This is a genomic window from Rhodococcus sp. BL-253-APC-6A1W, from assembly GCF_012843405.1.
Lineage (GTDB): Bacteria > Actinomycetota > Actinomycetes > Mycobacteriales > Mycobacteriaceae > Rhodococcus.
The window spans coordinates 56,936-71,318 of record NZ_JABAFB010000001.1 but is presented as its reverse complement, the minus strand read 5'-3'; the positions used below and the strand labels follow the sequence as shown (position 1 = coordinate 71,318).

Here is a 14,383-nt window from a genome sequence, read left to right as displayed (position 1 = left end):
TACACGGTGGTCCTCCCCGCTCGAAACGTGCCCGGAGCCTCCCAACTCCTATTGTCACGATCGAATATCTGAAGTGTACTTACGGATACCGACGGCTACCACTCGAACGAACGGCCAAAACGAACGGCGAAGAGAAAGTCAGGTTATCGTCAGCATCGGAACCAACGAGGGGGGGTTCGATCGTGAGCGATGCTACCGATGAATCGGATTCGGCCGATGCAGGTCGGCGCAGGGTTCGCCGCCGCCCGCCCGACGACGCAATCGCTTCTCGACGGAAGAAGCACCGACGACTCCAGATCGTCGGCGGCGCAGCACTTCTCGTTGTCGGGAGCTTTGTCGGCTGGCTCGGATACGAGGGGCTCCAGGCGAAATCGGACCTCGAGAAGGCCCAAGACTTCGCGATGCAAGCCAAAGATGCACTGCTGTCGGGAGATACCGAGAAGGCATCACAAGCGGCCGATGACGCCGATCGATATGCCCAAAACGCCCAGAATTCCGTCGATTCGTTTCCCTGGCGAGTTACATCCGCGGTCCCCCTTCTGGGAGATCCGCTCGATTCCACCCGCCAGATGACAACGATCGTGGCCGGTTTGACGCAGGACGTCCTGCTGCCGGCGGTGGACGCCGGCAGCGCGGTGTCACCCGATCAGTTGATTCTCGACGGCGCCCGGATCAACCTCGCGGCACTGCGCGATGCTGCACCCGTCCTCGAGACCACCGCGGCCGCGATCACCGACCTGGACGCGCAGGCCCAGGCGGTCGACAGCACCTACATCGGACCGATCGACGACGCGCGCGTGCAACTCCAGGACCAGATGTCCGAATTGTCTGGGCTGCTCAACAATACGTCCACCGCCGCCAAGATAGCGCCGGCCATGCTCGGCGCAGACGGACCGCGGAGCTACTTCGTCGGCTTCCAGACCAATGCCGAGGCGCGCGGTACGGGTGGCCTGCTGGGTGGCTTCGGTGTCGTGCGCGCGAACGACGGCGCGATCGAAGTCGACGATCTGGCTAGCAACCGCCAGCTGCGGTTCGACTACGCCCCTATCGACCTCGGCCCCGATTTTCAACAGGCCTACGGTCGCAGCCGACCCACGCAGGACTTCCGAAACAGCAACATCAGCAGTCACTTCCCATACGCCGGGCAAATATGGCAGTCGATGTGGCAGCAGGAAGCGGGTGAGAGAGTCGACGGTGCAATCGCCACCGACCCCGTCGCGCTGAGCTACGTCCTCGACGTAGTGGGCGACGTGACGTTGCCGGACGGGGAGACGATCACGTCGGACAATGTCGTGGAGTTGACGGAATCGACCGCGTACACGCGGTTCGGGGACGACCAGGCTGCGCGTAAGACGTACTTGGAGACCGTCGCGCAAACAGTTGTACAGAAACTGACGGGCAGCATTTCGCGTCCGCAGGCACTCCTCGAAGCACTCGGTCGCGCCGCGGGAGAAGGGCGCCTGGCAGTCTGGAGTTCCGTACCGGAGGAGCAAGATGTACTGGGCGGAACTCATCTCGGACAGGTAGTTCCCGACGATCCGGCCCCCTACGCCGGCGTGGTGGTCAACAACCTCGGAGGCAACAAACTCGACTACTACCTGGAGCGCGAAATCGAGTACGCGGCAGGCCCGTGTGACGGCGAGACACGCGATTCGACTGTGACGGTGCGGCTTACCAACACCCTGCCCCCGGGTGACTACACGAGCTACGTCGCCGGGATGTTCGACAATCCCATCGGAGCACCGGTGGGCACCAACCTTTCCGACGTGGGCCTACTCGCCACCCAAGGTGCCAAGTTGAACAAGGTCACGGTCAACGGCACTTCCGCGTTCGCCTTCAATGGCAAGGAACGCGGGCATCCGATGTTCAATGTGCAGGTGCCGGTGCCGCAGAGTGAAACGACAGAGCTGGTTTACGAACTGACCGAACCGACTGCGCCAGGTGAACCTCGCGTGCCGATCCAACCGATCATCGACAAACCGATCATCGAGGCTGCTGTGCCGGCGTGCGGTTAGGGACCCTCTCACCCGAGCCGCAGGACCCCAAATGACACGCTAGGTCCGGATAGAGTCAATATTCTCGCGATACCAGGCGACCGTTGAGGCAATGCCCGACCGAAGGTCAATCTTCGGCTCCCACCCGGATTCGCGAAGTTTGCTGATGTCCAATAGCTTTCGCAGCGTGCCGTCAGGCTTGCTCGTATCCCAGTCGATCTGTCCCTCGAAACCCACCTCTTCGGCGACTATCTGCGCGATCTCTCGGATCGTCTGATCCTTACCCGTGCCGACATTCACCTGAGCGGGACCGTCGTAATGTTCCAGCAAGTGAAGGCATGCCGAGGCCATGTCGTCGACGTAAAGGAACTCTCGGAGTGGTGAGCCCGTCCCCCAGTTGATCACGGTACCTATTCCGTCCCTCCGGGCTTCATCGAATCGGCGAATGAGTGCCGGAAGCACGTGCGAGCCCTGGCGCGAGAAATTGTCTCCGGGCCCGTAGAGATTGGTCGGCATCGCGGAAATCCACGGGAGCCCGTACTGACGCCGCACGGCCTGCACGTGAAGGATCCCCGCAATCTTCGCAATCGCGTATGCGTCGTTCGTAGGCTCCAGATGACCGGTGAGTAGATACTCCTCCTTGATCGGCTGGGGAGCTAGCTTTGGGTAGATGCAGGACGAGCCCAGGAACAACAACCTGTGCGTGCCGTTCATGACCGCGGCGTCGAGCACGTTCACCTGGATCCGCAAATTCTCCGACAAAAAATCTACGGGGTAGGTGCTATTCGCAAGGATTCCGCCGACTTTGGCTGCAGCAAGCACTACGTTGACCGGACGATACTTCGCGAAGAACGAGAAGACTGCATCGCGGTTTCTAAGGTCGAGTTCTGCCGACGAACTGCCTAGAAGGTTCCGAAACCCTTCCGCCTCGAGGTGGCGCCAGATCGCTCCGCCCACGAGCCCTCGGTGGCCCGCAACATAGAACGGTGCTTCTCTGTCAAGCGCGGTAGGAACGAAGCCCTCGCCCGTCATCACACCGCCAACCAATCGCCGTGGGTGGGCTTATCGATCCAAGGCCGGCCTTCGTGGGCAAGCGCCTCGATATCAGCGTCGACCATGATCCGTGCCAACTCGGGGGTGTGAACCTTTGCCTTCCATCCGAGTAGCTGATGCGCTTTCGAGGCGTCGCCGATGAGCGCATCGACCTCGGTAGGACGAAGGTATCGCTCATCGAACTCGACGTGCGCTTCCCAATTCAGCCCGGCGTGACCGAAAGCAACCTCTAGGAAGTCCCGAACCGAATGCGCCTCTCCCGTCGCCAAAACGAAGTCATCCGGCTCATCGACCTGAAGCATCCGCCACATGCCTTCGACGTACTCAGGCGCATAACCCCAATCCCGTACCGCGTCGAGATTACCCATATACAGAGACTTCTCAACACCCGCTTTGATTCGCGCAACAGCACGCGTGATCTTCCGCGTCACGAAAGTCTCACCGCGGCGGGGTGATTCATGGTTGAAGAGGATACCGTTGACTGCGAACATGCCGTACGCCTCACGGTAGTTTTTTGTAACCCAGTAGGAGTAGACCTTCGCCGCCCCGTAGGGAGAACGGGGATAGAACGGCGTCGCCTCGTTCTGCGGGGGCGGCGTAGCTCCAAACATCTCAGAGCTTGAAGCTTGGTAATATCTGCAATCAACTCCCGCCAGGCGTACCGCCTCCAGAAGCCTAATGGATCCGACTCCCGTCGTGTTGCCTGTGTGTTCCGGCTCGTCGAAGCTCACTCGCACATGGGACTGCGCCCCCAGGTTGTACACCTCGTCGGGCATCACTTCAGAAAGTAGCGTCACGAGCCTCGCACCGTCGCTCAAATCACCGTAATGCAGAAACAACCGAGCCCCCGGCTCGTGCGGATCTACATACAAATGATCGATCCGAGAGGTGTTGAATGACGAAGCCCTTCGGATCAGGCCGTGCACCTCGTATCCCTTCCTGAGCAAAAACTCGGCAAGATATGAACCATCCTGGCCGGTAACCCCCGTAATAAAAGCAGTCCTCAAAGTACCCACCTCAATCGTTTCGCACTCAGTCGGCAGACTCGCTCCAAGTCGCTAGAGCGCGTCGGGGCCGGTCACAAAGCTCCTGCCTGTACCACATTTGCTCGCTCTGCAATTTCGTCTTTCTGCTTACCCCTCCTTCGGATACTTCCGAGAGATATTCCGAGCAATATAAACAGGAAGGACCCCAGCGTATTCCAAGCTGACAGTGCTGTCGTTAGCCCACCCACCATCAAGGCCGAGCCCATCAAACCAATTGGTGCAATTTGCCGCGGACACATAATGAAGATAATCCAGATGGCAGCGAAGGCGACGAGACCCACAACACCGAATCTCAAAGCCAGAAGCACCAACTCCGAGTCGACCGTATTCCCCAGATCGTAGATAACGGAACGCCCTCGAACGAGCCACACACCACGCGGAATGTCATCGAATCCGACCCCGAGTGGGTTGGACTTGATTATGTCCGGAATAAACGAGTAAATCGCGGGCCTATACGCCGCACTCGACTCCGCCGCGGTCCCCCCGAAAGCACTGTTTGTCCACCTATACACAGACAGGTGCGCAATCACTAACCACAGAACCACCGAACCAGCCATTAGCCACCGCTTTCTGGCAGAGAATGTTTCCAAAAGGCGCCGAGGGCCGAAAACAACTGCCAGTCCCAAAATCACACCGAGAGCTAGCGGGAACCTGCCATCTGTGGACCACACGCCCATCAATAGCAAAGTTACGAGCACCGCGCGCTTTCGGAAGGAAAATTCTAGGGCACATACAGCGCATATCCCTGCAACTAGAAACATTGCCAAAACGAGGGGGTGGTCGGATGCAACCGCTGCACGGAATGTGCGCATTCTAGAAAAGAACTCGAAACGACTGTCGTCGCCAATAATGGACCTCCGAGAGGACCACTCAAAAGTTGCTAGTATCGCCATAACCAGAGAAACGCGCAGGAATATCCGAACCAGACGGAATGTGTATCCACTTATATAGAGGAGATACCCAAGCAATACCGCTACCGGGAAAAGCACCAAATAGCGGAGTTCGGACGATGTGAGACCGAGACCGAGCGTGGAGAGCAATGCCCATGCGGCCAGGAACGGAACAGCGACGTACTTCCACGAGGCCATCGGAGATCTATGCAATGCCAGAAGGCCCAGGAGAACACACATCGACGAAACCACAGACAAACCGACCGGCATGAAATTTACCACCAGGGCCGGAATATACAGCACCAGGCAGAGCACGTAGATGCATGCATTAACCACTATCGAGCCACCCTCCCAAGCAGGCGGACTCTCAACACCGGTAGCTTCCACTCTTGAATCCCATCGTCAGTCGAAGACTGCTTTTCGAAGAACCACTACACCGCCTTCGGAGCTGCGCCGTGCCAGACAGGTGCAACCTATAATGCTGACCTCCAGTGGCCGCATCAGGTACTCCCCCGAAAGAGAATAGACCGCATCGCTTGATAATCACCCCGGGCCGGAATTACATCCCGCGCCCGCAACCTCAGAAACAGAACTGCGGACACCGCGGTCACGCACCATGCCGCCAGCACTGCGAACGCTGCGCCGTTCGCCCCCCAATAGGCCCCGAGTAGATACATCGCACCCACGCCGACACCGATCCCAGCTATCTGGGAAACGGTCATAGCAAGACCCTTACCCATTGCAGCCAGCATTTGGTTGCAAACGTAATTGCACAGCAGTGCACTGCTTCCGAGAAGAGTAATCAACGTCACGGAGATTGACGGCCTGAATTCTTCGCCGAATATGATAGGGATCGCCGTAGGTGCAATGATTGCCAGCATCACAGCGCAGATAATGCCGATCTGCAGTGATACCCGTACGTACCGCCCCGCTTGTCTCTGACGATCAGCCTCACTCGCGACCGCGATTTCCCGGAAAGCGATTGAACCTACCGCGTGTCCGAGCGCGATAGGCAAGCCCGCCACGGTCATTGCGACAGCGAAGTACCCTGATCCCGAAGCACCAACTGCGGTTACCGCCAATATAGGGTAGACAGTCGCGGAGGCAACTTCGGCCAGCTGACTTACCGAGAATCGCCTCCCTTCCCGGACAAGCCGGCCAAGAGGCGCGCGTGGGCCTATTGGACCCACTCGGACCAACACTAACGCGAGAAGTGCAGAGATAGCTGTACCAGCAGCAAAGCTGGCTACCAGCCAAGACAGATTCAGAATTCCGAGCGCCCACGTACCGAATGTACATAAAGCGACGACTATGGTCTGTACTGTCAACAAAAGAGACACCGCGGCGTATCTAGCGCGAACTAACAGCACGCTCTGCACAGACAGGGTCCCAATGAATAGCGCTGATACTAAGACTCCTACCAGAAAGCAGAATCGCTCGATACTTGATAAATGGGGAATTAAAAAGTGCGCGATCGCGACCCCACTGGCCAAAGAGGGCACCGCTAGAATTGGCACAAGAAGGTATGCGCTGCGAACCAAAGGTGCTGGACTCTCGGTTACCACGAGCCTCCGCACAGCCATCGGTATGCCAATCCCGAACACGCTCGGCATGAAGGTCATCGCCGCTAGACACGCTGCATATAGGCCCCGGCCGTCGGGTCCAAGCTCTCGAGCGATTAGAGGAGCCGTCAGTAGGGTTAAACAAATCGTCGCGAGCCTGGCGACCGCCATCATCGATGGAGATTTCGGTATGGCTCGGAAAAACTGCGAAGCAAAGTGCTTCTGCATAGTTGGACCGGGACCCGCGGCGTGTGCGCCCTCCCAGTTTCGTCGACGTCTCACCCTGGAGTTCATTTCTCCCTGAGCCCTTCGCGCAAACCGCCGAGCGAAGCACGCGCCGACGCAATTCTTCTTGACGGCTCAAATAGGGGTGACGATAGAAGCGTCAGCGTCTGAACAAGGCCGCGGCCACGGAACACGTTCCGGCTAGCACCCCATTCCCTAGCGAGCCTCACGCGGTTCCTCTGCATGAAGCGGTAGTAGAGCGGGCTGAGTCCGTGCTCACCCGAGGTACCTCCTACGGCGTGCCATACACGGGCCCTGGTTGCCACGTCCATGCGCATACCAGCGGCATTGGCACGAACAGAGAAATCCGCGTCTTCCCAATACATGAAGAGGTCTTCACGCAGCCCCCCTAACAGATTCCAAATCCCAAACGTCAGGAACGGAGCGGTGCCTGTAATGAATCCGGTTCGAAGAACCGGCGGCAACGAATCTGCGTACTCCACAGGCGTCCCGAAATGACGGTGGGGGGTTTTCATAGCATTAGTATCGACTTCACCTCCAGCAAACCAAATCTTTTCGTGTCCAATTCTTCCGTTCAGAATAATCGGCGACGCGATTGCTGACCCATTTTCCAGGACGCGGATCAACTCGGCAACGCATCCCTCATGAATGACGGTATCGGGATTCAACACCCACAAATAATCGCCGTCTCGACCGTCGGCAGCCGCCACGCCGAGGTTCACGCCTGCCCCGAACCCCGAATTGTTGCTATTCTGTACAATCTCGACGTTCCGGGTGGAGGCGGCGATGGATTGCAATTCTGCGATTTCACCGCCGCCCGAATCGTTGTCGACGATCAGGACTTTGTCGATCGGCTGAGACGCCAATGAGTCTATACATTGGCGAACCAACTTCGCCGAACGATAGTTGACAATCACAACGTAGACCGCGGGAGCTCTGCTCAAAGTAACTCCCTAACGGCACTGATCTGTTCCTTTTCCTGGCAAGCAATCTTCCCTCGAATCGACTTCAACTCAACCTCCGTAGGGCGGCCCCTTCCAATTGCTCGGTCGATCCCCCCGAGCACCGATGATTCCGACGCTGGGTCGACATACTCAGCGAATTCTCCCAGAATTCTCCGCAGCGGAATCGACTCCGCTACGACCGGTCGCGCTCCGACAAGAACGGCTTCGAATGCTGCCCGTTGGATGATGTTCGGCCTCGTACTCAGCGCGACCACGATGTCAGCCGATTCCATCAACTGGTCATAATCCTCCTGCGGGAGGAACCCTGGGGTGCAAATCAATTCAGTCGTGATCGTGGATTTTGCACGGCGCCCCGTGACGACGACTTCCGCGTGCTTCCGAGCAGCGAGACCAGCGCCAACCGCTGCAAAAAGCTCGAGTGGCTCGTCGCTATCCCCCGACGAAGGAAAGAGCACAAGAGGGACGGCTCGCTCGGTTCTAGTCTTCTGGGGTTGGACGGTTCGGCGCTTATCCCGCATCGCAGCAGCGGTCAACGCCGGGTCCTGCAGAATCACAATATTCGACGACACGCGCGAGCGAAGGATCTCGGCATCGACCTCGTTGTGAGCGAGCAGAATATCGTCCGTTCTGAACGCGGCGAGTGTGAATGCCAAGAACGGGCGCCATCTTCGATCGGTAATAAGGCCGCTGTGGACGTCAAATATCGCTCGCCTGCCATCGGGCAATCCGTGTGCAAAAGCAAGAAAGGGAGGTGGCAGCATCACTGCCACGTCCCCAGTGGCGCCTCGGAGGATTGATCGTGACGCAAGGGTAGACCGAATGTATCGGCGTGGTCGTTTGAATGGACCGGATGGCGTAGCGGAAATGTATATCGGTTCCCAGCCGAAGACTTCAGCTAAGTCTTCGGTGCGGCCATGCCGCCCGACCCAGCATACGAACGGGATGCGACTAGAACTGGTCAATTCTCGCTCTCCTGCCGCGGTCGCGGATTTGAATGACCGCGAAGATGAACTTCAAATTGCCGACCAGGTAGCGGCGCCAGAGACGCTTAGGCTCGGTCGCAAGCCTGAACAACCATTCGAAACCCGTCTCTTGGAGCCATCGGGGGGCTTCCTTCGATGTCCCAGCCAAGAAGTCGAATGCGGCTCCAACCGCTACCGTGGGCCTGCCCGTCCTATGCGTGATCGTCGCTCCGGCGTAGTCCTGCTTAGGTGTACCCAGGCCGATCCAGACGATGTCCGGGTCTGCCTTTCGGATTCGCTGCACGGCCTCGGCATAGAATTCGTGGTCCAACGGTCCAAACGGCGGTGAATAGGACCCCGAGATTTTGATTCCCGGGTACCTCCCGTGAGCCGTTGCCAACAGTTTTGCGAGCGCGTCCGGAGACCCACCCAGAAAGAAGTGCCCGATTTCTGCGCCGCGACCGCGGTCCAACACATCGACAAACAGCGAAGGGCCGCGCACCTGTTGAGCTTTGCTGTCGCCCGACTTTCCGCGACGCATGATCCAAGCGACCGGAGCTCCATCCGGGAAATTGACCCCGGGACCCGTCAGGACAGCGCGATAGTCCGCATCCTTCGACGCAAGGGCCACGCTATAGGAATTGGGCAACCTTATAGAGATCGGTAGTCGATCCGTGCCTGCATTCACAATCCAGGAAGCAGCAGCCGTACGGTTCGTGGAAACAAACGGTACGTCGCCCACATTTACGAATACGGGTTCATCCATCAGTTTCCCCTAGGCTCGATTCGCTCTGCTTCAGCCCCTTGACCGAACGCAGGTAAGTGCCGGCAGCTGCCCGCAGGTTTCGGTACGGCGACGACAAGGCAAAACGCCCCGTGCCGAAACCGCGATACAGAGGGACGCGTCGGCCTGATAGGAGTCGGCCCAGCAATCGTCCAGATATGGTCATGCGGCGCTCAACCTGTAGGGGTTGAACCGTGGCGACGTCGTCGAGATCTATCTCGCGAACACATAAGATGCCCGCCGACACTGCTGCCTCCACCACCTCCTGCCCCCTCGTCGTCCTCGCTATCAGCACACTCGTCCCCTTGCGATCCTCGAAGATCGGATATCCGGCGGCGTCTGCGCTCCAGTAGTCCCCCGCCACTACGTCGGCACTCTCACCTATCCCGTCGGGACAAATCTTGCAGCGCCACTGGGTTGTCGGACCCAGCACCCTGCCCCAGGACTCGTCGTAGGACATTCGGCCTTCATTTCCATCCTCATCCGCCACATAGAAATCTCCTGGCCACCCGAAACCTCGGTACCGGAGGTCCACGAGCGGAGACGATTTACCCACACCCATTCGGTCCACTAATCGGTCGGTCGCGGTCTGACTGGGCACACCCGCGCAGAAAAAGGAAATTATAAGGGGTGGGTTTTCCTCATTCCGAATTCTACTTAGCGCACGGAGAGCAGCGGCCTCACACGGTTTGCCGATGAATCCCACAGGCTGGTCAACTGGACGGTACTGAGCGACGTTCGCCACGGGCGCATAGCGTGAACCCGCAGCGCGCAGGACCTCGTCCCTGGTCGTCAGATCGACCGCTACTGTTCGACGGGGGTTCTCGGTTTTTCCTGAAGCACCTGTGACGCTGTATATTTGACCGGTTTCCAACAGCCATCCCGTCAGCGCAGATAGCGCGCCCCCACTGCTGCCCCGGAATCGGAACTGCTCGTCGCTTGCCCACGCTTCCCAAGCGTGCATAACCGGCCCTAGCGACGGGTGGCGCGCCGCCTGGCCCTTCGGTGGCGCGACTACCCTACGTCCGGGACATACTTTTGCGAATTCTCGACGCTGCCTGGCGTCTTCCCTCCCCACTGAGATTTCCAGAGCAGGCCTGAGAAAACCATCGTTACTCATCACCATCGATATTTCCGGGTTGATCTGTACGCATGCACCGCACCCGGAACAGTTCCCGGACTCGATAACCTGCTCAATGTCTTTTGCCAGACCTCCGCGATTCATCCGATGACCCGCTCGAGTGCAGAGGCCGCGAATTCGAGTTTTTCCAAGGCGCGAGCCTCCAGCGCGGTCAGGTCGCCTTCCGATTCGATCTGGTCCATTACCTTCAGGGTCTTTGTGGAGAGGCTGTCCCCCTCATCCTCAATGCTCAGCGTCCAATTCCAGTTGAGATCTTCAAGTAATGGCGCAAATTTCCTCGAGTATGCTAGGGGGATAGCCGGCGTACCCGCCGACAATGCGTTGAGGCACGCATGCATCCTAGCTCCAATAACCAAATTCGCGGAGGCGACAAACCTCCGGACGTCGCCGAGGTCACTTGGCACGAAACGAGTGACGTCAAGATCCTCGATCTGTTCGATCGCTGCCAGAACGGGTACATCGTTGTCCGGATCATTAGAATCGAGCACGTGAGCGAATAACGTCACGTCCCTACCTCGATTCGTCAATTCTCGACATAAATCGATCATGCTTGCCCGGTATCTCCCCGCATTCACATGCGAATTAGGCGACCAGAGAAGTCCCGATACATTAAGCGCAATGTCCACAGTCTTGCTGACCGTCGGCTTCTCGATACCGAAGACGACGTCGGTAGATACAACGTCAACAGATCTGTCCAAATCTGAGGAGTACCGGGCACTCACCGAGTCACGCGCGATGACAGCGCTCGCACCCCGAAGAGCCCGGGCACCCAAGGCGCGACCTAACGGACTACCAAATGGACCTATCGTCTGCGGCCCCAACACGACGGGCACACCAGCACGGCGTGCGATCCCGGAAAACTCGTTCATAGAGATCAGGCGGCGAACACCATATATGTCCGTAAAGCTGTCACCTGCGCGCATATCGAGAACGAGGTCGTATGCCTTGATCCAGTCGTGCAATTGGTTACGCCGAGGCATGCGCTCGGTCGCCAGTGCTCGGTCACTGATGGGCACGGGACCAGCCCCGACTCCGAAGCTCTGATAGTCAACTGACGCGTCGGGCCAGGCCTTTTTGACAAGGTCGCCGGCGCCCTTTGCGAGTGCTCGGACGCCAAGGTTTGTCGAGCGATCATCTGCCCACGCAACGAGAACCTTCACTGATTCCACCTTCTCATTGGAATGGGAGATGATAATTGAGCGCGTATTGAAGATCGGATGTACGGTCGCCGATCTCTCGCGCAGGTGTCCCGCCGACTATTCTGTAGGGTTGGACGTCCTTGGTGACGACCGCCCCGGCAGCTACAACGGCCCCTTTACCGACCGTAACCCCAGGAAGAATAGTTGCCCGCGAGGCCACGTACGCGTAATCTCCGATGTTCACCGCGCCGCCTTGCACTCCGAAGTCGGAAGCGTGCGGATTATGCTCTAGGGTAAAGATGTGTACGTGGCCGCCAATATTGACATTATCGCCGATTTTCAGTCCCCTGCGGCCGTCCAAGAAGCAATCGTTTCCGATAATGCTGTTATTCCCGATATCCACCCCAGGAGGGTGGAAGAACACCGTCCGCCAATGCATCGATGAATTACGGCCAATGCCTACCCGGAAGATTCGACGATAGCAAAGAAGTCGCAGCCGGTGTATGGGGACTCTTCCGATCATAAATGCACCGAACAAGTAGAGCCCCGTCAAATAGCGTTTAACTGGCATCCGTCCTCCGTGCCTTGGATTCGATAACGGCGATTAACGAAGCGGAAAGTCCGGAGAGGCACGGCATCGCCGCGCGTTTCGCGTGACGACTGCCTGGCTCGGCCCGGGTGTCGACCAACCTAAGAGCTACTTGCTCACGCTCCGCCGACCTTATGGCTCGCATACCTCAGTACGCGCCTTCGCTCGCCAGCACAGCCTTGACGGTTTTCCCGATGATCAGCACATCACTGACCATCGACCAGTTTTCGACGTACGAAAGGTCCAGTCGCACTGCCTCATCCCACGACAGGTCCGATCGGCCGCTCACCTGCCACAGCCCCGTCAGACCCGGCCGCACCAGTAGTCGCCGGCGGACCCGTCCGTCGTAACCCTCTACTTCGCGACGCAACGGCGGTCGTGGCCCGACGACGCTCATCTCACCCCGCACCACGTTGATGAATTGGGGCAGTTCGTCGATGCTGAACCGTCGAATGATTCGGCCCACGCGCGTGACCCTCGGGTCCTCTCGCATCTTGAACAGCAGGCCGGCACCCTCGTTCTGGGCCAGCAATGTGTCGACATGCTTGTCCGCTTCGGTCACCATCGACCTGAACTTGATCATCCCGAATGGTGCTCCGTCCAACCCGATGCGCTCGGCCCGGTAGAACACCGGTCCCTTGCCGTCGAGTCTGATCGCCAATGCCACCAGTGCGAACACGGGTGCCAGCGCCGTCAGTGCCGCGAGTGAGAAAGCTAGGTCGAACAAGCGTTTTCCGCTTCGCTTCGCGCCGTGATAGCGCGGCTTCTCGACGTGGATCAGCGGAAGGCCGGCGACCGGGCGCATCTCCAGACGCGGACCCGAGACGTCCACGACCCCGGTAGCGACGACGAGATCGGCGTCGAGGGGTTCGAGCTTCCACACGAGGTCTTGAATACCTTCGTGCCCGAGTGTTTCGGTGGCAGTCACCGCCACGGTGTCGGCACCGGAGATCCGCAACGCCTCGACCACCGATGATTCGTCGCCGTAGATAGGAATCCTTCGTCCACCGACATCGATGTCCTCCCCCGGCACGCCTGAATACCGCGGAACGCACACGCCGACGACCTCGTACCCGTCGGTTTTCTTGCGCTCGAATGTCTGCGCCATGTGCCGCACAGCTTGGGCACCACCGACGACCAGCACGGGAGTGCTGAACTCGCCAGCCCGGCGTTTGCGCGCAATGGCCCTGCGCCACAGCCATCTACTGAGAAGTAATGTCAGCAAGCCCACCGGCAGCGCGATTGCCAGGTACCCGCGGGCGAGTTCCATCCGAAAGACGAGTGCCACTATGGCCACGAGACCGAACAAGCGGAGGGTAGCTGCGATCACGCGCTGGTACTCGTTGAACCCGGAACCGATCACGCGACGGGAGCGCGTGCGAAACCCGGCGAGAATGAGGAGCCAGACCGCTGCCAGCGCAACCGAGACCAGCGTGTAGTTGAGGGTGTAAGCCGTATCCACGGTCACCAGACTGTCCTGACCGAATCGGACCACGTGTGCCAGAACCACCGCGAGAACCACGATCACGGCATCCGTCCAGAACAGCCAGCGCACGTACGCTCGTTGCCAACTCCACCCTTTGGCCTCTGAGTCGTCTTTGCCATTTTCGCTGCGCACATGCTTCCGACGCGCGCCGTGCCGATCGAGAGTAGCTGTAGACCGGCGCCTTTCGGGAACCGTGGTCATCGTGCCTTCGTCCTCATACGTGTCTCCTCCCCGAGACAACCCCCGACCCCCACTCGAGTCCGAGACAGACATTGACTGGGAACGAGTCGGGTAGACCTCCCCGGATACCCCCACGATAAGCGCGTGGACCAACCCCTCCTTTTCACGCTGTCGCTAGTGGCAACTATAACGTCGCTTACAGCGCACGGCATGTCGAGGAATGTTCATTCTGGAGTCCGAAATTCACCCATTATTCGCTAATGGTACAAACCGCGACGCGCGCTCGTAATCATGTGTCACACCTGTAACACCCACGGGCGCAGTGTCGCTCGCGGCATCGGTGGCG

The 14,383-nt window shown here is 58.8% G+C and carries 12 protein-coding genes; 1 reads left to right on the top strand and 11 read right to left on the bottom strand.

Translation table 11 applies throughout. The annotated features are described in order from the left end of the window. Nucleotides 1-182: 182 nt before the first annotated feature. Nucleotides 183-2,015 (top strand): DUF4012 domain-containing protein, encoded by a 1,833-nt coding sequence (locus HF877_RS00340; RefSeq protein ID WP_169618973.1) that lies wholly within the window; start codon nucleotides 183-185, stop codon nucleotides 2,013-2,015. Between the two features lie 39 nt (nucleotides 2,016-2,054). Here the strand turns inward: HF877_RS00340 and HF877_RS00335 are convergent, their stop codons facing one another. From HF877_RS00335 to HF877_RS00285, 11 genes are all read right to left on the bottom strand, one after another. Next, on the bottom strand, nucleotides 2,055-3,026 hold the full coding sequence (locus HF877_RS00335; RefSeq protein ID WP_169619572.1) for a GDP-L-fucose synthase: 972 nt from the start codon (nucleotides 3,024-3,026) through the stop codon (nucleotides 2,055-2,057). Next, complete coding sequence (gmd, locus tag HF877_RS00330) at nucleotides 3,026-4,054, bottom strand: GDP-mannose 4,6-dehydratase (RefSeq protein WP_169618971.1); 1,029 nt, start codon at nucleotides 4,052-4,054, stop codon at nucleotides 3,026-3,028. The genes HF877_RS00335 and gmd overlap by 1 nt, the downstream gene beginning before the upstream one ends. A 71-nt stretch (nucleotides 4,055-4,125) precedes the next feature. After that, nucleotides 4,126-5,370 (bottom strand): O-antigen ligase family protein, encoded by a 1,245-nt coding sequence (locus HF877_RS21580; protein WP_169618969.1) that lies wholly within the window; start codon nucleotides 5,368-5,370, stop codon nucleotides 4,126-4,128. 113 nt (nucleotides 5,371-5,483) lie between these two features. Beyond that, complete coding sequence (locus HF877_RS21575) at nucleotides 5,484-6,716, bottom strand: oligosaccharide flippase family protein (RefSeq protein ID WP_346765040.1); 1,233 nt, start codon at nucleotides 6,714-6,716, stop codon at nucleotides 5,484-5,486. Nucleotides 6,717-6,835: 119 nt separating this feature from the next. Next, on the bottom strand, nucleotides 6,836-7,735 hold the full coding sequence (locus HF877_RS00315; RefSeq protein ID WP_169618965.1) for a glycosyltransferase family 2 protein: 900 nt from the start codon (nucleotides 7,733-7,735) through the stop codon (nucleotides 6,836-6,838). Next, nucleotides 7,732-8,526, bottom strand: coding sequence for a hypothetical protein (locus HF877_RS00310; protein ID WP_169618963.1), 795 nt, complete (start codon nucleotides 8,524-8,526; stop codon nucleotides 7,732-7,734). The genes HF877_RS00315 and HF877_RS00310 overlap by 4 nt, the downstream gene beginning before the upstream one ends. A gap of 178 nt (nucleotides 8,527-8,704) precedes the next feature. Next, nucleotides 8,705-9,484, bottom strand: coding sequence for a WecB/TagA/CpsF family glycosyltransferase (locus HF877_RS00305; protein WP_169618961.1), 780 nt, complete (start codon nucleotides 9,482-9,484; stop codon nucleotides 8,705-8,707). Beyond that, nucleotides 9,477-10,466, bottom strand: coding sequence for a Coenzyme F420 hydrogenase/dehydrogenase, beta subunit C-terminal domain (locus HF877_RS00300; protein ID WP_240951893.1), 990 nt, complete (start codon nucleotides 10,464-10,466; stop codon nucleotides 9,477-9,479). The genes HF877_RS00305 and HF877_RS00300 overlap by 8 nt, the downstream gene beginning before the upstream one ends. Before the next feature lie 257 nt (nucleotides 10,467-10,723). Further along, on the bottom strand, nucleotides 10,724-11,803 hold the full coding sequence (locus tag HF877_RS00295) for a polysaccharide pyruvyl transferase family protein (protein ID WP_169618957.1): 1,080 nt from the start codon (nucleotides 11,801-11,803) through the stop codon (nucleotides 10,724-10,726). Nucleotides 11,804-11,816: 13 nt separating this feature from the next. Beyond that, complete coding sequence (locus HF877_RS21460; protein ID WP_346765025.1) at nucleotides 11,817-12,185, bottom strand: DapH/DapD/GlmU-related protein; 369 nt, start codon at nucleotides 12,183-12,185, stop codon at nucleotides 11,817-11,819. 334 nt (nucleotides 12,186-12,519) lie between these two features. Beyond that, nucleotides 12,520-13,989: a sugar transferase gene (locus tag HF877_RS00285; protein WP_346765024.1), complete on the bottom strand. Its 1,470-nt coding sequence runs from the start codon at nucleotides 13,987-13,989 to the stop codon at nucleotides 12,520-12,522. Nucleotides 13,990-14,383 lie beyond the last annotated feature (394 nt).